The organism is Nocardia speluncae NBRC 108251 (genome assembly GCF_001613245.1).
Classification (GTDB): domain Bacteria; phylum Actinomycetota; class Actinomycetes; order Mycobacteriales; family Mycobacteriaceae; genus Nocardia; species Nocardia speluncae.
The window spans coordinates 19602-37640 of sequence record NZ_BDBZ01000008.1 but is presented as its reverse complement, the minus strand read 5'-3'; the positions used below and the strand labels follow the sequence as shown (position 1 = coordinate 37640).

General features: G+C 68.8%; 17 protein-coding genes and 1 pseudogene. 10 read left to right on the top strand and 8 right to left on the bottom strand.

The window, feature by feature from the left end:
* The first annotated feature begins 93 nt into the window (after positions 1-93).
* Entirely contained in the window at positions 94-882 is a 789-nt protein-coding gene (locus NS6_RS12065) for a DUF6928 family protein (protein WP_068040709.1), read from the top strand.
* A 17-nt stretch (positions 883-899) separates the two neighbouring features.
* Here the strand turns inward: NS6_RS12065 and NS6_RS12060 are convergent, their stop codons facing one another.
* Together NS6_RS12060 and NS6_RS12055 are read right to left on the bottom strand one after the other, a co-directional pair.
* Complete coding sequence (locus NS6_RS12060) at positions 900-1205, bottom strand: DUF2537 domain-containing protein (protein WP_068040707.1); 306 nt, start codon at positions 1203-1205, stop codon at positions 900-902.
* Complete coding sequence (locus NS6_RS12055; RefSeq protein ID WP_068040704.1) at positions 1202-2005, bottom strand: TrmH family RNA methyltransferase; 804 nt, start codon at positions 2003-2005, stop codon at positions 1202-1204. Before NS6_RS12055 ends, NS6_RS12060 begins: the two co-directional genes overlap by 4 nt.
* A gap of 77 nt (positions 2006-2082) precedes the next feature.
* On the opposite strand from NS6_RS12055, the gene NS6_RS12050 reads away from it, so the two are divergent.
* Positions 2083-2499, top strand: a complete 417-nt coding sequence (locus NS6_RS12050; protein WP_068040702.1) for a YccF domain-containing protein — start codon at positions 2083-2085, stop codon at positions 2497-2499.
* Here the strand turns inward: NS6_RS12050 and NS6_RS34660 are convergent, their stop codons facing one another.
* Positions 2500-2937 (bottom strand): Rv0880 family HTH-type transcriptional regulator, encoded by a 438-nt coding sequence (locus tag NS6_RS34660; protein ID WP_174552585.1) that lies wholly within the window; start codon positions 2935-2937, stop codon positions 2500-2502.
* Between the two features lie 60 nt (positions 2938-2997).
* Between NS6_RS34660 and NS6_RS34655 the strand changes: the two genes are divergently transcribed.
* Both NS6_RS34655 and NS6_RS12035 read left to right on the top strand, forming a co-directional pair.
* Positions 2998-3237, top strand: a complete 240-nt coding sequence (locus NS6_RS34655) for a DUF2530 domain-containing protein (RefSeq protein WP_068040700.1) — start codon at positions 2998-3000, stop codon at positions 3235-3237.
* A gap of 125 nt (positions 3238-3362) precedes the next feature.
* Complete coding sequence (locus NS6_RS12035) at positions 3363-3989, top strand: TetR/AcrR family transcriptional regulator (RefSeq protein WP_068040698.1); 627 nt, start codon at positions 3363-3365, stop codon at positions 3987-3989.
* A gap of 16 nt (positions 3990-4005) precedes the next feature.
* On the opposite strand, the gene NS6_RS12030 is transcribed toward NS6_RS12035, so the two are convergent.
* Together NS6_RS12030 and NS6_RS12025 are read right to left on the bottom strand one after the other, a co-directional pair.
* Positions 4006-6825: a sacsin N-terminal ATP-binding-like domain-containing protein gene (locus NS6_RS12030; RefSeq protein WP_068040761.1), complete on the bottom strand. Its 2820-nt coding sequence runs from the start codon at positions 6823-6825 to the stop codon at positions 4006-4008.
* A gap of 496 nt (positions 6826-7321) precedes the next feature.
* Entirely contained in the window at positions 7322-8239 is a 918-nt protein-coding gene (locus tag NS6_RS12025; protein ID WP_068040696.1) for a DUF3027 domain-containing protein, read from the bottom strand.
* Positions 8240-8256: 17 nt separating this feature from the next.
* On the opposite strand from NS6_RS12025, the gene NS6_RS12020 reads away from it, so the two are divergent.
* The 3 genes and pseudogenes from NS6_RS12020 to NS6_RS12010 all read left to right on the top strand — a co-directional run bounded on the left by NS6_RS12020 (position 8257) and on the right by NS6_RS12010 (position 11875).
* Complete coding sequence (locus tag NS6_RS12020) at positions 8257-9030, top strand: glutaminyl-peptide cyclotransferase (RefSeq protein WP_068040694.1); 774 nt, start codon at positions 8257-8259, stop codon at positions 9028-9030.
* A gap of 641 nt (positions 9031-9671) precedes the next feature.
* A pseudogene (locus tag NS6_RS12015) lies at positions 9672-11372 on the top strand (MFS transporter); the annotation flags it as partial.
* Positions 11369-11875 (top strand): DUF2771 domain-containing protein, encoded by a 507-nt coding sequence (locus NS6_RS12010; RefSeq protein ID WP_068040692.1) that lies wholly within the window; start codon positions 11369-11371, stop codon positions 11873-11875. The pseudogene NS6_RS12015 and the gene NS6_RS12010, both read left to right, overlap by 4 nt.
* 59 nt (positions 11876-11934) lie before the next feature.
* Here NS6_RS12010 and NS6_RS12005 read toward each other — a convergent pair whose 3' ends face one another.
* Entirely contained in the window at positions 11935-12354 is a 420-nt protein-coding gene (locus tag NS6_RS12005; RefSeq protein ID WP_068040690.1) for a cold-shock protein, read from the bottom strand.
* A gap of 208 nt (positions 12355-12562) precedes the next feature.
* On the opposite strand from NS6_RS12005, the gene NS6_RS12000 reads away from it, so the two are divergent.
* Both NS6_RS12000 and NS6_RS11995 read left to right on the top strand, forming a co-directional pair.
* On the top strand, positions 12563-12811 hold the full coding sequence (locus NS6_RS12000; protein WP_068040688.1) for a hypothetical protein: 249 nt from the start codon (positions 12563-12565) through the stop codon (positions 12809-12811).
* A gap of 379 nt (positions 12812-13190) precedes the next feature.
* Positions 13191-13844 carry a transglycosylase family protein gene (locus tag NS6_RS11995; protein ID WP_068040687.1) on the top strand — a complete coding sequence of 218 codons (654 nt, stop codon included), beginning with the start codon at positions 13191-13193 and terminating at the stop codon, positions 13842-13844.
* A gap of 72 nt (positions 13845-13916) precedes the next feature.
* On the opposite strand, the gene NS6_RS11990 is transcribed toward NS6_RS11995, so the two are convergent.
* Positions 13917-14105, bottom strand: coding sequence for a hypothetical protein (locus tag NS6_RS11990; protein WP_068040685.1), 189 nt, complete (start codon positions 14103-14105; stop codon positions 13917-13919).
* Between the two features lie 134 nt (positions 14106-14239).
* Between NS6_RS11990 and NS6_RS11985 the strand changes: the two genes are divergently transcribed.
* The gene (locus NS6_RS11985; protein WP_068040684.1) at positions 14240-16510 is read left to right on the top strand and encodes a helicase-associated domain-containing protein; all 2271 of its coding nucleotides are present in this window, start codon (positions 14240-14242) and stop codon (positions 16508-16510) included.
* A gap of 10 nt (positions 16511-16520) precedes the next feature.
* Here NS6_RS11985 and NS6_RS11980 read toward each other — a convergent pair whose 3' ends face one another.
* Complete coding sequence (locus NS6_RS11980; RefSeq protein ID WP_068040757.1) at positions 16521-17924, bottom strand: M1 family metallopeptidase; 1404 nt, start codon at positions 17922-17924, stop codon at positions 16521-16523.
* Positions 17925-18039: the final 115 nt, after the last annotated feature.

Here is an 18039-nt window from a genome sequence, read left to right as displayed (position 1 = left end):
GGCGACGCGGTCGATTCGGGGCTGCCCCGATAACGACCGAGGTGCACGCCGAGCAGTTCACGACCCGGTTCGTGTGCTATCGGAGGTGGGTGGATGCTGTCCAAGATTTCCTCGGTCTGGTACGTCGATACGCCCGACCCGCTCGCGGTCCTGGGCGCCGACCCGGACCCCGACCCGGATGCGGCCTACGCACTGGCCCGGCAGTTGCATCCCGACCTCGAGGTCGAACCGAGGGCATCGGCGACTCTCCGGGAAGCCACCGGACCGCGGCCCGACGAACTGTTCATCGGCTGCTATCCGGGCCTGAACCTACTGTGCAGCCCTTACGCGGCCCGGGTACACCCGACCGAGATCCCGGACCTGCTCGTGCGACCGCTGGCCGAGGAGCATACGTATCTGGTGTCGTTCGACCTCGAATACGGCTGGGGTTCGTTCGCGCATTGGGAACGCGGCGAGTTGCGCCGGGCGTTCAGTTCCACCCGTCTCAACATCCTGCAGGACCAGGGCCTGCCGCATATCTGGGAGCGGCCGCACTGGGCGGGTGAGCATCCGATCCTGTGGCGGCTGGGCGAACTCCCGGATCCATTGGTATTGCCGTTCGACCCGCCCGGTTTCGCGGATACGGCAAACCACGAATGGCTCGGATTCCGGTACTTCCCGACGACCTCGGCTCCGCCCGAGCAGCCGAGCGCGCGGGATTCCGATACGGAACGGCCCACGGTGGCCCCCGGCGATATCCGGGTGTGTGGTTTCCGGCTCCATCCCAAGGACGAGGGCGCACGCCACGATCCCCGGCCGCCACGCAACCGGGGCGATCACGAACGCAAGGGTCTGCTGTCCTGGTTACGCGGCCACGATGCCGCGGTACCCGCCGAGAAGTAACCCCCGCCGCGCTGCGCTCAGATGCCGGCGAGCAGCCCGATCCAGCCGAGCAGTACGCCGATCCCGGCACCGGCCAGTACCCAGCGGGTCACCGGGCGGTGCCGCCAACGCCATGCGGTGGGCGCGATACCGACCACCGCGACCACATTCACCGCCGGCGAGAGCAGCGGGTGCACCTGGGTCAGGGCCGCGCCGAAAGCGAATACACCGACCGCGGTTAGTGCGGCGACCAGTGCGGCAACCGTTATCCCCGCCGCCCACGGAGTCGGTTCACTGGGCGGGCCGGGGTAGTCGCCGTAGCCGGGACGGCCGACGGGGGTCACGAGGCCCGCACCCGCTCGTAGAAAGCCATCGCCGCCGCCGTGGCCACATTCAGCGAATCGGTGCCCGGGGACATCGGGATCCGGGCTCGCATATCCGCCGCCGCCATCGCCTCCTCCGTGAGGCCGGGGCCTTCCGCGCCGAGCAGCAGCGCCACTCGGCGGCCGGCGAGCGCGGCGGCGAGCGTCGCGGCCGCTGGATCGGGACTCAACGCGATCACCTGGAAGCCCTGCCGGCGCAGCACCTCCAAGCCGGCCGGCCAGTCCGGCACCGGCGCGAACGGCACCCGCAGCGCATGCCCCATGGAAACCCGAATCGAGCGGCGGTACAGCGGATCGGCGCAGCCGGGCCCGAACAGCACCGCGTCCACGCCCAGCCCTGCCGCATTGCGGAACATCGCACCGAGATTCTCGTGGTCGTTCACGCCCTCGAGTACGGCGACCGTCGTGGCGCCGGCCAGGAGGTCGGTGAAATCCCGGACCGGCTGCCGGTGGGCCACCGCGAGCACGCCGCGATTCAGGTGGAAACCCACCACCTGCGCCATCACCTCGGCCGGGGCACGGTAGAAGGGGATATCGAAGTCCGCGAGGTCGGCCGCGAGGTCCTGCCATCGCTTGTCCACGCCGAGCAGGGCATGCGGCCGGAACGGCGATTCCAGCATGCGCCGGACCACCACGGCCCCCTCCGCGATGGCCAGGCCCTTCCCACCGGGACGGTCGGGTCTGCGGTCCGCTGCCTTCAGGTCCCGGAAATCGTCGACCCGCGGATCGGCAGCACTGTCCACATCGAGAACCACGGCCACGCACCTATCCTGCCAAGCCGCGCCACCCGGGCCGCGCTCTGGGTGCGGATATCGCGTCGCTCGGGCATGCTTGACGTATGAAGCCGATCCAGTTGCTGCTCAATATCCTCTGGCTGATCCTGTGCGGTTTCTGGATGGCGCTGGGATATTTCGTCGCTGCCCTGATCTGTTTCGTCCTCATCATCACGATCCCGTTCGGGGTCGCGGCGATGCGCAATGCTCTCTACATGCTGTGGCCGTTCGGCCGCACCACCGTCGAGAAGCCGGGAGCCGGCGCGGGCGCCCTGCTCGGCAACATCATCTGGTTCGTGGTCGCCGGCTGGTGGTTGGCGCTGGGGCACCTCGGCACCAGCATCGCGCTCGCCGTCACCATCGTCGGAATCCCGTTCGCCTGGGCGAACCTCAAACTCATCCCGCTGGCCCTGTTCCCCCTCGGCCGCGAGATAGTCGACAGCGACCAGCCCTTCGGGGCGAGCTACGGTGCCGCCCACTGATTATTCGGAGTCGGCGACGATCTGGTTGAGAATCGATACGGCCTGTTCGAGTACGGCACGCTGATCGGGATCCAGGTCCGCGAGCCGGTCACTCATCCAGGCTTCCCGGGCGCTGCGCTCCTCGGCGAGCAGCGTATGCCCGACCCGGGACAGCGAGACAATGATCTGCCGGCCGTCGGTCGGATGCGGGTCGCGATCCACCAGCCCCAGATCGGTGAGCGAGGCGATCACCCGCGTCATCGACGGCGGCTGGACCCGTTCCTTCGCGGCGAGTGAACCGGGCGTCATGGCACCCTCGTTGGCGAGGGTGGCCAGAACCGAGAGCTGGGTCAGCGATATCTGCGATTCCGCACGCCGCCCCCGCAGATGCCGGGTCAAACGCACCACCGCCAGCGAGAGGTCGCTGGCCAGCGCCCGTACATCCGAGTCCGTATTCACAATGTGAACGATACGTGACACGCGTCGAATCGGCGCGCGTACTGCGGTTACGCTGATCAGGTGAATGCCCGGCTCCCGCAGTTCCCATCGTGGCTGACCGACCCTCGCCCGGTGCTCGCGCTGGGCTCCGTATTGTTCGCGATCGCCACCGTGGTCGTCTGGCTCGGCGGCGACCGCTGGGAGACTGCGCGGCCGGTATGCCTGATGGGTCTGGCCGTCGGCCTGCTCGGCTACACGATCTTCGTCGTACAGCGCCGGGGCGCCCGCCGCGGCGACAAGGGCGCGCAGACGGGATTGTGAGCATCGGCCGCGCATTATCCGAGGCAGCGGGGCCGCACCGGCTGTCGGTGCGCCGGGCCGGACGGGGTCCCGTAGACCGCGACGGGGAATTGACTGTTGGGACCCGGACCGCCAAACTCGCTCGTGTGTCCTCCCGATTGAGCGTCGAAGAACGACGGGCCCACCTTATCGAGGCCGCGATCGGCCTTGCCGAGAAAAAGGGGGTCGCGGGTGTCACTACCCGTGATGTCGCCCAAGCGGCGGGCGTATCGCTAGGTGTGGTGCATTACTGCTTCGAGAACAAAGACGCGCTGATGACCGAATTGGTCAAGGCGCTGTCGATGGAGCTGCGCGATTCAGTGGACGCCAACGAATCCGTCTGGCAGCAGGCCGGAAGCGGCACCACCGCACTGCGCGATCTGCTGCGCGCCGGGCTGGAACTCATGTGGCTGAATATCGAGGCCACCCCCGAGCGTCAGCTGCTTACCTACGAGACCACCACCTACGCCTTACGGGAGGGCGAGCAGACGCCCGCCAAACTGGCGATCGCACGGGAACAGTACGAATTCAACGATTCCACGGTCGCCGATATTCTCGACCATGCCCGCGACGCGACGGGCAGCACCTGGAAGGTTCCGGTACGGCAGCTGTCCCGGTTCACGCTGAGCGCCATCGACGGTATCGTCCTGCGCTGGCTGGTCGACGACGACAGCGAAAGTGTGCGCACTCAGCTCGATCTACTGGCCCGTGCGCTCGCCGAACAGGCGGACTGACACCCGGCGTCCGCGCTCAGTGCGCCGGCCCCGGCCGCAGCACATGCACTGTATCGCCGTCCTGCCACCACGGAACCCGCACCGTCCGCGTCACCGCCCCCGAAAGCCGGACCCGTAGGTCGTCGTGCACCCGCAGTGTGCCCGGCTGCGGCGCAAGCGTGAACATCCGGCGCAGGACCACGCCGAGCGGTTCCCGATCCCAGTCGGTTTCGTGGCCCGCGTCGAGCACTTCTGCATCCACCTCTTCCGAGACCGAAGCAAGATCCAGGAGCATCGACAGATCCGCCGCCGTCTCGGGATCGGCGACGACCAGCCGGTCCGGGGGGACCGCCAAACCGAACCACGGCTTGTCGAGCACGAGCGCGTCCCCGGCGTCGATCACCGCGCCCGACAGTGCACGTACCCGATCGGGTGGGTCCAGGGCGGTGATATCGAGCCGGTGTACCGCCGCGCCGAGCCGTGCGTGTACCCGGGCAACCACTTCCGCAGCCGGTGTCTTCGCCGGATCCGCCAACGCTTCGAGCAGCATTGTGGCGAGCGTGAGGTCGAGGGCAGCGGGGTCGGCCAGGCAGCCGCCGAGCGCGTCCAGGTCCGGGCCGGACAACCCGGTGATCGGCAGTTCCGGGAGCAGCCCCGCGAATTCGGTCTCGGCCGGGTGCCGGTAGCCGCCCAGTGCGACCCCGTCGATCCGCGCGTACCTGCGCAACCACCACGCGGTGTATCCGTCGGTGTCACCCAGCAGCGGCCGGGTCCGCTCGTCGGACAGCAACCGCCACAGTGCCTCCGGCCAGCCGGCATCGTCCACCAGGTCCAGATCGCGTACCGCTGTCAGCTCCGGCGGGTCCTCGGAAAGCCCGGCCCACCAGGTTTCCTCGTCGTCGAGATGATGGTCGGGTCCGGTGGGGTCGGTTTCGGTGACGATCCCGAAATCCCAGCCGACCCCGATCGCTTGTAAGGCGCCCGCGCCGTATTCCTCGACCACCGCGGTGGCCACGACCCCGAACGGCGAATCAGGTACCAGCAATTCGATCAATGGGGCATCGGGCAGCAGCAGTTCGTCGGCCGGTCGGGTACCGCCCTCGCTGTCCGGGAGTTCGAGCATCCCCAGCCAGGGCGGTAAGGCGGCCGTATCGGCCATCGCCGCCAGTCGTAATACGGACTCGACCGTGTCCGGGTCGCCGGGATGATCGGTCAGTTCCGCCTGTAACGCAGGGTCCGCAAGCAGATCGGCGGGCGTTGCCCGCCGGGCACCGAGCCGAGCCAGCAGCGGGTGCGCCGCCGCGGGATGCACCAGCCGCGCCCAGTGCACGGGTACCGGATCTGCGAGCGCGGCAAGTTCGTCGTCCAGCAGCACTGTGCGCGGGCCGGTGACCGTTCGGCCGTCGGCCAGCGGTACCGCCAGGGCACCGAGTTCCTCGACCGCCAACTGGTCGGTGACGAAAGGTTCGAGCGCGGTGTACAGGGCGGACCACCACGACGGTGGTCGATCCAGGCCCGCGGACAGTTCCGCGACGCGCGCCGAACCGATCCGGTGCACCCCCACTGTCGCCAAGACATCCGCGTAGCGCGTGCCGGACAGGTCCGGGATCAGCAGTGGATCGAGCACATCACCGAGCAGTTCGGCCAGTTCGGCGGTGAGGCCGGGGAAAACGCTGGTGCGGGTGGGTGCCGCCACCCGCTCGTCGGATCGGTCCGCCGCGGGTTCGGCCGCGAAAACCGGAAGCCAGGGGTTGTCGCGCAACTCCTCCAGAATCGACTCCCGCAGCAGCCCGTCCACCTCGCTACGCGCGAACCCCGGGGCGGGGATCAACACCGGGCGCGATGCGGGCGGCAGCGCACGCGCGAAATCGGCGTACCCGGTGGCCAGTTCGCGCAGCCGGGCGCCGGGAAGGACCCGGCGGCGGTCGGGTTGCATGGGGATATCGGCGATCAGCAGCGCCGGTAACGTCAGTTCCTCGTCGGAGCGGGTGGGGGCGCGCAGCACATCGGCTCGCGCGGCGACGGGCCGGCCGTCGCGTACCGGTACCAGCCAGCGCGCACGCGCCGTCCGGTACTCCCACCAGACCTCTTCGGCTCCGGCCACGTCGATCCGGATCTCGCGTAACCCTGTCTCGCCCATATCCCGGACCGTGGACCGAACCGGGAAATCCTCGATCCGGATCTCGTTCAGGGCGGGCAGCTCCAACAGCAGATCCACCGCCTCGGCGCGCATGGATTCCAGCAGCGCCGCCCGGTCGATATCCGGTCGCAGCCGCAGCACGATTTCACTGTCCGCGCCGGCACCCGGTGCCGCGGCGTGCGGCCAGGCCAGCCTCAACACCGGTGGCGCAAACCCGCCCTCCGTCTCCGGAACGGTGACGCCCGCGGCCGCGAGCTCGGCGCGGGTGTCCTCCCGGGAGAACCGCAGCGATCCGCTGGTCGACCGGAACTCGATCTCCTCACTCACCGTGAGCACCGCGGTGAAACCGACCCCGAACCGCCCCACTTCCCCGGTACCCCCGGTTTTCCCGGAGGAACGCAGCGCGGTCAGGGCGTGCACACCCGCCAGGTCCAGCGGGGCGCCGGTATTGGCAATCGACAGCGTCCGATCACTGCTCTGCACCACGATCCGGCCCGGCACCCCCGCGGCCGCCGCGGCATCCGCGGCGTTCTGCGCCAGCTCGGTGAGCAGCCGGTCGCGGTAACCGGCGCGCACCAGATCAGCTTCGGCCGCCGCGTCCTCACGCAACCGGGTCGGCGAATCCCGCCAGGCCGCGAGCACTCCGGCGCGAAGCTGCACGGTGCCGAACGGGTCGGCGGAGTCGTGCTCCGCGGACGAAGACGCCGATCCGCTCATATCGCCCACCGCACCGGTCTCGCTCACCGCCACAGCGTACGTCGCCGCGAACCTTCGGCCGAACCCACGCCTCGGCCGGTTCGGCCCGACCCGCACTCGAGCGGGTTGTCCATCATTATCGCTGTCGCCCAGCACTATTCACGCACAACATCAGTTACATCCGTTCCGATAGGACGCCCCGGCATCGACGCAAGGCCGCCTACCGGGCCGAGTATTCTGCGGTGCAGGGCAACCACTGCGCCGATGAGTATGGCGCGCATCCGACGGGGAGAGCTCGGCATACATCCGCGAAGCCCATCCGGCAGACCCCGCCCGGCGCGCGGCTGCCACCTCCGGAGCGCCTGGAGTCGTGGGCTGCGATTTCTCGCCTCCTCCGCCACCGCGGCCTCCACACTCGGGCCGACGAACTCGGCTTCCCCGTCCGGTTCCGGCGCTACGTCGGCTGTGGGCACGGGGTCGCGCCGGTTTCCGCACCGGCACCGAGAGTCGAATTGCGTTACTGGGCGCCGGTCGCGCTCCCCGGTTCGCTACCTGCGGTCTCGGACCGGCCAGGACTCGACGGTTCGGTAGTGGCGGTCGACTCTTCCGTGGTCGCGCCCGAGGCCGCAGATTCCGCGGCTACCGCCGTCTCGGCAGCGGGTGCCGATCCGGCCGCGGCAGGTTTCGGCGATTCGGCCGGGTAGACCTCCACCGCGGCATCGTCGTAGGCCTCGTACAGCGGCGACCCGGCTCCGGACGGCAGCGGCGTCTCCGAATGGGCTCCACAGCCGTAGCCCATGTGCACGACATGACCGTCGGCACCCATGGGATTGGCGCAGACACCGAAGGCGGCGTGTAGCGCACCGGCGAGCGGAACGTAGAAACCGCAGCTCTCGCAGGATGCGGGCGCGGCCCTGGCCATATCAGTGTCCGGGCCGTACTCCTCGTACCAGCGCTGCGCGGCCTCCAGGCGGCCCTCCAGGCCGAGGACCTGTCTGCGCCCCAGACCGATCTGGCAAGCCACCTCGTCGATCTCCGGATCACCGGTCGCGGTGTAACCGGGTACCAGGCGCGGGTCGTCCGCCGGTGGTGCGAGCAGATCCCCGGGGGCGAGATCACCCGGGCGGACGCGCTGCTCCCACGGCACGAATTCCGGCGCGATCAACGCGTCGGGGCCGGGCAGCAGCGCGGATTCGCTCACCGTGACCCGGTCGGTGTCCGGAGCCGCAGCGACCACCACAGCCCATTGCCAGCCGTGGTAGCCGGGCAGCGTCGCCTCGAAGCAGTGCGTGGCGGCATATTCGTCCTCGGCGCGGACGCCGACATGCGCGCCGACCCCGGAGGGTTCCAGCTCCAGGAGCGCACGACGAGCCAAGTCGACGGCCCCGGCCAGAATCGACCGTACGTCGGTGTCCGATACAGATACTGCGCTCACGGTCTACATTTTGCCGTATGAAGCACACTCGGCGTACCTGGGTCGGCACCGCGCTGATCTGCCTGCTCGTGCCGGGCGCCTGCGCAAACGCCGACGATGCCGCTGAACACCGCACTCTCGAGGTGATCGCCACCCATCCACACGATCCGGGGGCCTTCACTCAGGGCCTCGAAATCGACGGCACGGTCCTGTACGAGGGCACCGGCATGGTCGGGCAGTCCGATGTGCGCAGTATCGATCGGGCCAGCGGTGCGGAGCTGGCGCGCGTCGAGTTGCCGCCGCCTTTCTTCGGGGAGGGCATAACACTCGCCGGCGACACTCTGTGGCAGCTCACCTGGCAGGAAGGGGTCGCCTTCGCCCGCGACCCGCACACGCTGGCCGAAAAACAGCGGGTCCCGTACCGGGGTGAGGGATGGGGGTTGTGCCACCAGGAGGGGCGGCTGGTGATGAGCGACGGATCCGCGACGCTCACCTTCCGCGATCCGGTCACCTTCGCCGTCACCGGTTCGATCGCGCTGACCAGCCATACCGATACCCGTCTGAACGAACTGGAATGCGCCGAGGACGGTTCGGTCTACGCCAACGCCTGGCCCACCGATCAGATCCTGCGGATCGATCCGGACACCGGGCGTGTCCTGTCGGTGATCGATGCGGCCGAGTTGCTGCCGGCGGACCAGCGTGCGGGCACCGATGTCCTCAACGGCATCGCGCAGATCCCGGGCACCGATCGTTTCCTGATCACCGGAAAGTACTGGCCGACGACCTTCGAGGTCCGGTTCGTACCGGCCTGATACCGCCCGGCACGGAAGCGATACAGCTCACTTTTCGGCCCGCCTGAACAGGGCGGGGTTTCGCCGCGGTCGCCGTGGGCCAGAATTGAGGAGTGCCCACTTCCCGCGAGCCCTCCGGTTCCGATCGCGGTCAGTGGCCCGCCGGCGAGTCACCGCCACCCCAGCGGCATCCAGGTTTCGACCGCTACCCCCCGCCGAACGTGCCACACCGCCGCCATCGCGAACCCGACCCCGGCAACACCCGACCGACCCCGCCGCCGACCCGGCCGCTTCCGCTGGACGATCCCGATCCCGCGCGTGGCCACGACATATCGGTGCCGCGCGAGGCCGGCTCGGTCCTCCCGGCGTCCGGCGAACCGGCCGCGCCGGGGCGAATGAGCCGTTTCGCCCGGGTCTTCGGCGCGCTGGGCGGGTCGCGGGGGCCGGCGCAGCGGGTCGGCGGGCCCGAGGCCGCCGAGACCGGCAGAACCGGGTCCACGCGGGCCGATGCGGCACCGCAACGAGACGGCCGCCGGGATTCCGCCGGACCGCACCGGACGGCGCCGGGCGCCGGTTCCAGCGCACGCGGGGTCCGGCCTGGTACCGGTGGAGGTGCACCCGAGTGGCGGCCGGGTCGGCGGGCCGACGCGCCGGGCGCGCGGGCCGGTGATTCCGCGGACCGCGCCGGCTATCGGCGTGGAACCGAATCCGAGCCGCGGGCCGGTAAGACCGAGCACTTCGCCGCTGGTGCCACTTCGTACACACCGGCCGACCTCGGCACGGGGAGCAGGCCCGGCCCACTGGATGCCACCGGACGTGACCGCTGGACACCGGGCGAACCGTATGGGCCCAGGTCCGAGCGCCCCGGCGCCGGCGAGCCCACGAAGGAGTACCGCAGCGAGGACTTCGACGCCGAGGACGACGCCGAGGGCAGGCATGTGCCCCGCAAACTCACCGTCACCCGCGTGGCGGCGATGCGCGGTCGCGAGCTCACCGGGAAAGGTATCGCCACCTTCCGGCGTGCTGCGGAGGCCGACGGGGCGGACAAATCGGGACTCACCGCACTCACTTACGCCACGATGGCAAATTTCGCACTGGACGCGGCTATCGCGGTGGCGCTGGCCAATACCCTGTTCTTCGCCAGCGCCACCGCGGAGAGCAAATCGAAGGTCGCGCTGTATCTGCTGATCACCATCGCGCCGTTCGCGCTCATCGCGCCGCTCATCGGGCCCGCGCTGGACCGGTTGCAGACCGGCCGCCGCTTGGCGCTGGCGGCTTCGTTCGCGGCCCGCGCGGTCGTGGCGGTGGTGTTGATCTTCAGTTTCGACAGCTGGGTGCTGTATCCACTGGCCCTGTGCATGATGGTGCTCAGCAAATCGTTCGCCGTACTCAAAAGCGCGGTCACACCACGAGTACTACCACCGGATATCGACCTGGTCCGCACCAATTCCCGGCTGACCGTGTTCGGTTTGGTCGGCGGAACCTTGGGAGCCGGCGGGATCGCCGCGGCCACCGCCGCGCTCACCGGTTCGACCGGGGCCTTGATCCTGGCCACCGGTATCGCACTGGGCGGCGCCTATCTGAGCTGGAAGATCCCGCGCTGGGTGGAGATCACCGAGGGCGAGGTCCCCACGACGCTGAGCTATCACGGCGACGACCCGCAGACCGAAGTGCTGCATTCCGGCCGCGAATCCGCGATACCGCCCCGCAAACGCCGGCAACCACTGGGTCGTGCGGTGGTCACCGGGTTGTGGGGCAACGGCAGTATCCGGGTACTCACCGGGTTCCTGACCTTCTACATCGCCTTCGTGGCCAAGGCCACCGAACACCGCCCGGTGCAGCAGGCCGCGATGCTCGGGCTGGTCGGCGCGGCGGCGGCGGTCGGCAACTTCGCCGGTAACGCCACCGGCGCCCGGCTGCGGCTGGGCCGGCCGACACTGATCGTGGTGAACTGCACCCTGGCCTGCACGACCGTCGCGACGGTCGCGCTGATTCTGGGCAACCTGCTCGGGGCGGCGCTGGCCGCACTGGTCGCGGCGGGCGCCAGCGCACTGGCCAAGGTTTCGCTCGATGCTTCCATCCAGGACGATCTGCCGCCGGAATCGATCGCGTCCGGGTTCGGCCGCTCGGAAACCGTGCTGCAGCTGAGCTGGGTGGTCGGCGGCGCCGGCGGAGTACTGCTGCCGACCGATTACTGGAAGGGTTTCGCGGTGGTCAGTGCCGTTCTCGCCGCGGGTCTGGTCCAGACTGTGCTGAGTTCGCGCGGGCACAGCCTGCTGCCCGGTTTCGGCGGCCGCCGCCCGCTGCACGCCGAACAGGAAGTACCGCACCACGACACCCCACGAGGAGAACCCGCCCGGTGAGTACGAACAGATTCCGCACGACTCTCGCGCTGGCCCTGGCCGGAATCCTGGTGCTGGTGGCCGGGACGGCCGGTGTGGTCTGGCTGCTGGCGCGCGATGCCGAGCCGCACAAACCGGAACTCACCGCGTACGCGCACGGCGAGGCCGTCACCGTGCCCCCGTTCTACTTCTGCACGGTGCGGATGGAGAATTGCGAACAAGGCGACACCGTGTTCCTGGAGGTTCCGGCAGGTAACCCGCTGCAGATCTCGCTGCCGTCGGAGGTCGTGGGAACACCGTGGGAATTGCTACCGCTGTATGCGGACGAGAACGGCGAAGTGGTCGAGAGGCCCAGCAGCTATCGAGACCATCCGGGCGATATCCGGGCGCTGACCGTCGACTCGAATCCCGAACCGGGGCTGGAGCTGGTCGGCGTGGAGTTGCAGGTGATGATCATCGCGATCGACGAAACCGGCCGGGAATTCTCGATACCGCACGCGATCTGGTCGATCAAGACCGCCTGATACGCGGACGGGCCGGTCCGGAAACCCGGACCGGCCCGTCACCGGCTACTACTCTGGGATCAGCGCTCGAGTTCCCGCGCGACCGCACGCACCACCTCGGAGATCCGCTGCGCGGTCTTGCGGTCCGGGTAGCGCCCCTTGCGCAGATCCGGCTGCACCTTCGCTTCGAGCAGCGTGATCATGTCCTCGACCATGCCGTGTAGTTCGTCCGGGTTGTGTTTGCGGGCAACGGGCTCCTTGCGCGCGTTGCGTTCCTGGTTCTGCCGGACCGACGGCGGCGCTTCGACCAGTTTCAGGCTCAGCGCCTGCGGGCCACGGCGTCCGGCAGCCATCCCGAACTCCACCCGCTGTCCGGGCTTGAGCGTTTCCACACCCTCGGGCAGCGCGGACGAGCGGACGTAGACGTCCTCACCCTCGTCCTGGGAAAGGAAGCCGAAGCCCTTTTCCACGTCGTACCACTTCACCTTGCCGGTCGGCACTGCGCTCACCCGTTCGTCTGTTCGGCACCCGGCCCGCGGCCCGGCGCACATGTCTGCTGAAACCCGCTGATGGGCGGGCCCCCTGCCTTCTCCCGAAAGCTCTGCCTGCACTCGAAAAACGCGCCCCGGCAAGCATGCAGGACGCGAGATCGTTCCCGAGTCTACCCCGGTGGGCAGGGCGCCAGCACATCAGTTTTACCGTCGACAAGTGACCAACCCCGCTGATCCCCGGCCGTCCACTCCACCGCCCGGGCGCACCCCTGGCAATTGGCTCCTGCGGCTGGCACTGGGCCTGTTCGCCCTCGGGCTGCTCGCGATCGTGGCGATCTTCCTCACGCCGATCGTCACCGACGGCAAGCCCGGATTGTGGTTGTACCTGGGCGCCATAGTGCTGACACCGCTGGGGTTCGTGCTGGCGCTGATATTCGCGCTGCTGTCCGGCCGGCGAGTCAAGTGACTTCTGGTCGATACCCGGGTGGATCACCGACCGAAACTGATGTGTGATGATAATCACATAACGGAATAATAACGCCTATTGCGGGGAGTTGACACCCCTCAGCGCGAGCCCACTAGCTGCACAGAGTCTCCGAGGGCCAGTCGTGACCACTCCGCAACCCTTCCGCACACGCCGGTTACCAAAAAGTGATTTTTCGCCGGATCCGTCGTACCGTCTATCCCAGCCGGGGACACCGGCCCACCGGCCCGCCGCACCGAACCTCGCCCCGCGGGTACCGGAACCCCAAAGAAACGACAGGGGCGAGGGCGGGACGGGCACCCTCTCAGCCTGGACCCGAGCGAATCCCTCGCAGGTGCGTACGAGAGGAAGACGAACCCGAATGAGTGGACGCCATCGCAAGCCCACCAATACCGGTCGCACTGTCGCCAAGGTTGCCGTCACCGGCGCCATGATCAGCGGTGCGGGTGCAGCCCTCGCCGGTAACGCCAGCGCGGCACCCGACTCCGACTGGGATCGACTCGCGCAGTGCGAAGCCGGTGGCAACTGGGGCATCAACACCGGCAACGGCTATCACGGCGGACTGCAGTTCTCGCAGAGCACCTGGCAGGCACACGGCGGCGGCGATTACGCAGCGACCGCCAACCAGGCCAGCCGCGAGCAGCAGATCACCGTGGCAGAAAAGGTCCTCGCCTCACAGGGCTGGGGCGCCTGGCCCTCCTGCTCCTCCTCGCTGGGCTTGAGCAGCGGCTCGACCCCCCGCGATACACCCGCCGAGACCCCGGCCGTACAGACCCAGAACCAGAGCACCCCGGCCGCCCCCGCTGCCCCGCAGCAAGCACAGGCCCCGGCCCAGACGCAGACCCAGGAGGTCTACACCGCGGTCGACCGTGCCCTCGCCACAGTCAAGGCCCAGGGCGTTCAGGTTCCGCAGCCAGCGCTGGACCTGTTCGAGGCGGTCAAGACCGGCACCCCGCAGCTGGATCCCGCACTGCTGGGCTTCTACGAGTCCAACAAGGGCTTGCTGCCGAACTGAGCGGCACACTCCCCTACTACGAAAGAACCCCGTATCCGAATCTTCGGATACGGGGTTCTTTCGTCCGCCCGCTCAGCGGTTGATCACCGTATGCGGGTGCACGTACGGCAGCTGCTCGGCAGCCACCGGGAACTCGGTATCCTCACCGAACGGCGAGAGATTACCGGAGCGTGTCGCTGACAACTCGGTCACGGCGTGCTCGCCGTCGGCCACTTCGGGCCAACCGTTGTCGACGTAGGGTTTCTTCGATTTGTTCACCACGCACTCATTCTGGCATGTCCACCCGGCAGCCCCGCATGACAACCGCTGTCGGCGGGCCGAGGTCGCGCGCGACTTGCCCCCGTTCCGGTACACAGGTCGGCACCGACGACAGAGATGGGCCTAATCTGGACCGGATGACCGGCCCAGACTCATATACCGCCTGGCTCGGCGGCCGCTCCGACGCCCAACTGGTGGCGCTGCTCGAACGGCGGCCCGATCTCGCGGTACCGCTGCCCGCCTCGATGGCAGTGCTCGCCACCCGCGCCGAACAGCGCGCCTCGGTGCTGCGGGCCGCCGACGATCTGGACACGGCGGCTTTCGGGATAGTGGAGCAGCTGGCCCTACACACCTCGGCCGGTAACGAACCACCGACACGCACGGAGTTGAAACGTGCGCTGCGCGGCCGCGCCAAGGCCGCGACGGTGGACGCGGCGATCACGGAGCTGGCAGACCGGGCACTGATCTGGTTCTCCGGCGACCGCATCCGGCTCATACCCGCCACCGCCGAGGCCCTGCCGTGGCCGCTGGGTAGCGGAACCGATACCGATACCCCGGACGAACAGCACATCGCCGCGGCGCTCGCCGGCTTGCCCCCCGCCGAACGGGCCCTGCTGGACAAACTGGCCGAAACCGGCCCGCGGGGGCGCACCCGCGACGCAGCGCCCGACGCCCCGGCCGACCGCCCGGTTCCCCAGCTGCTGCGCCGCCGCCTGCTGCGCCGGATCGACGACGAGACGGTAGAGCTGCCGGCCACGGTCGGTCAGTTGCTGCGGGGCGAGCCGGTCACCGATCCGCGCCGTCTCACCCCACCCGAACCGGTGGCCACCGTGCATACCGTTGCCGAGGTGGACGGTGTGGCGGCCGGTGAGGTCGGCGAACTCCTCCGGCATTGCGCCGCGATTGTGGAGGTGCTCGGCCAGGCACCCGCCCCCGCGCTGCGCGCCGGCGGCCTCGGTGTGCGGGAGATACGCAGGATCGCCCGCACAGCCGGTATCGAGGAATCCCGCGCCGGGTTGCTGGTGGAGTTGCTGGCGGCGGCGAAACTGATCGAGAAGGGTTTTCCCGATCCACCGCCCGAAGCCGATGCCGACGAATTCTGGGGGCCCACCCCGGCCGCCGATTCATGGCTGGAGGCCCCACCCGCCCGTCGCTGGGCACCGCTGGCCCACAGCTGGCTGGAGCTGGACCGCTACCCCTGGATGATCGGCCTGCGCGATGCCACCGACAAACCGCTGGCGGCGCTCGCACACGAACTGCGGGTGCCCTATGCAGTCCGGGAGCGCCGGACCGTTCTCGGGGCCCTCGCCGAACAACCTCCGGGAACCGATCTGGCGCCCACCGATATCGCCCGGCTACTGGCCTGGCGCGCCCCCCGGAGGAGACGGCTCTACCGAGGGCAGGTCGTGGACAACACGCTGCACGAAGCAGCCGCGCTCGGTCTCGTCGGCCGCGGCGCGCTCACCTCGGCCGGACGCGCCCTGCTCACCGAGCCCCTGCCGGCGGCCGAAGCCGCACTCGAGGCGGCGCTCCCCGACCCCGTCGATCATGTGCTGGTTCAGGCGGACCTCACAGTGGTTGCGCCCGGACCGCTCACCGCCGAACTGCAACAGCGCATCGCCCTGGTCGCCGATGTGGAATCGGCCGGGGCCGCAACGGTCTACCGGTTGTCGGAACCCTCACTGCGCCGGGCACTCGATGCGGGACTCACCGCCGCGGAAATACACCATCTGTTCGAACGGCATTCCCGCACACCCGTTCCCCAGACACTGACCTACCTCATCGACGATGTGGCGCGCCGCCACGGCCGGTTACGCGCCGGGATGGCGCAATCGTTCGTCCGCAGCGAGGATCCCGCGCTGCTGGCCCAGGTCCTCGCTTCCCCCGTGGCGGATACGCTGGCGCTGCGGGGGATCGCGCCGACGGTCGCGATCTCCCAGGCACCTTTGGGCGAACTGTTCGAAGAACTTCGTTCGGCGGGTTTCGCGCCGGCCGGGGAAGACTCCTCCGGCGCGATAGTCGACCTACGGCGGCGCGGTGCTCGGATCAATGTGCGGCCCCTCGCGCGCCAGCCGTACCGCCCCGCGCCGCCCACCGCTGAGCAGCTGGATCTCCTGGTCACCGAGCTGCGGGCCGGGGAGCGCGCGGCCGGGGCGACATCCGGGACAACGGTGCGCAGCGACGGTAGCCGCACCAGCACGGCCGCCGCCCTCGCCTTGTTGCAGCTCGCCGCGCGGGTGCATCGGCAGGTGCATATCGGCTACGTCGATGCGAAGGGCACCGCAATCCAGCGGGTGGTCGAACCGGTGCGGGTCGGCAACGGGCAGCTCGAAGCGCTGGACACGGTCACCGGGGCCGTCCGGCAGTTCACACTGCACCGGATCTCATCGGTCGCGCTGCTGGAGTAGCTGTGGCCGGTCAGCCGCGCAGGTCACCGGGATAGAGATACTGCTCCGGCGGTGGAGTGGTGCCGTGCAGCCAAGCATCGAAGAAACCGGTCAGATCGATCGGCGATTTCGACTGCATGAAGGCACGGAATTCCGGCATCGAACTGTGACCGTAGGCGTGGGCAGTCACGAATTCCCTCAGGGCCCCGAAGAACACCGCATCTCCCAGCTGTTTACGCAGGGCGTGCAGGAACAACGGGCCGCGGTAGTACACCGAGGTGAACATCTTCTCCGGTCCCGGGTCCTGCAGCGGTACCGCCCAGAACTTGGGCTTGTCCATCATCTTCCGGATCGTGTCCCGGTATTCGGCGTCCACATCGACGCCCTCCGTCCGCTCCGGCCACAGATAGTCGGCGGTATAGCTGGCAAGGCATTCGTTCAGGCAGATATCGGACCAGCTGTACACCGAGACCGAATCACCCCACCACTGGTGCGCCACCTCGTGCACCACCGTATTCAGATCGGCCCAGTCGGCGTAGACGGGCCGCGTTTGAGTTTCCAGCGAGAACGGCAGCGGGGCGGACAGATAGATACCGCCCGCGTTGTCGAATGGATAGGGGCCGTACAGGCTTTCGGTGAAATCGAGCACTTCGGGCAGCCGCTGCTCGTGTGCGCGCAGGTCCTCGGCGCCAGGGGCGAATGCACTCAACAACGGCGTACCGTTCGCGCGCCGCTGCTCCAAGTATTCGAACTTGTCGATGGCGACGGTCGTGAGGTATCCGATCACCGGGTGCCGCTGTTCCCAGCTCACCGTGCGGAATCCGTCGCGCACCTCGTCGCGCACCCGGGCACCGCCGGACATCACTTCCCATTCCGCCGGGACGGTCGCATGCAGGGTGAAGGTGGCCTTGTCGCGGGGGGAATCGTTGAGTGGGTACCAGGTCGCGGCCGAATGCGGTTGTCCCGCAGCGAAAGCACCGCCGGTCGGGGCGTAGGTCCAGCCTTCGCCCGCGGTGTCGGCGGCGATACCGGCGTACTCGACGGTGACGGTGAAGGGCAGCCCCGGCAGCAGCGGCAGAGCCGGGGTGACGACCAGTTCGTGCGGGTCCTGCCGGACGAAACCGGCGGGCATATTGTTCACCCGGACAGCGCTCACCGGTGGCCCGGCGAAATCGAGGTTGAAGGCGGTGAGCGGCTGGGTGGCATGCGCGTCGATACGCGTGGACCCGGTGAGCTGGTGGCCGGCCGGGTCGTACCCCAGCGTGACCTCGTAGTGCCCGACGTCGTACCCGCCGTTACCGTCCTGGGGAAAATAGGGATCACCCAATCCGTCGGCACCGGCCAGGTTCGCGGATTGGGCGTGCCCTACCGCGGGTGCCAGAGACAGACTGGACAGCACAACCACCCCGGCGATCAGCCAGCGGGTGAGTTTCATGCGGTTTCCACCTTCCGTGGTTCGGCGTGCGATCACAGCGATTACCCCGCTCGACGACGTTAGTCGCAGATCCCGCCCGATAGGCGTATGCGCCCCCGGCGCGCTGCCGGTTTCG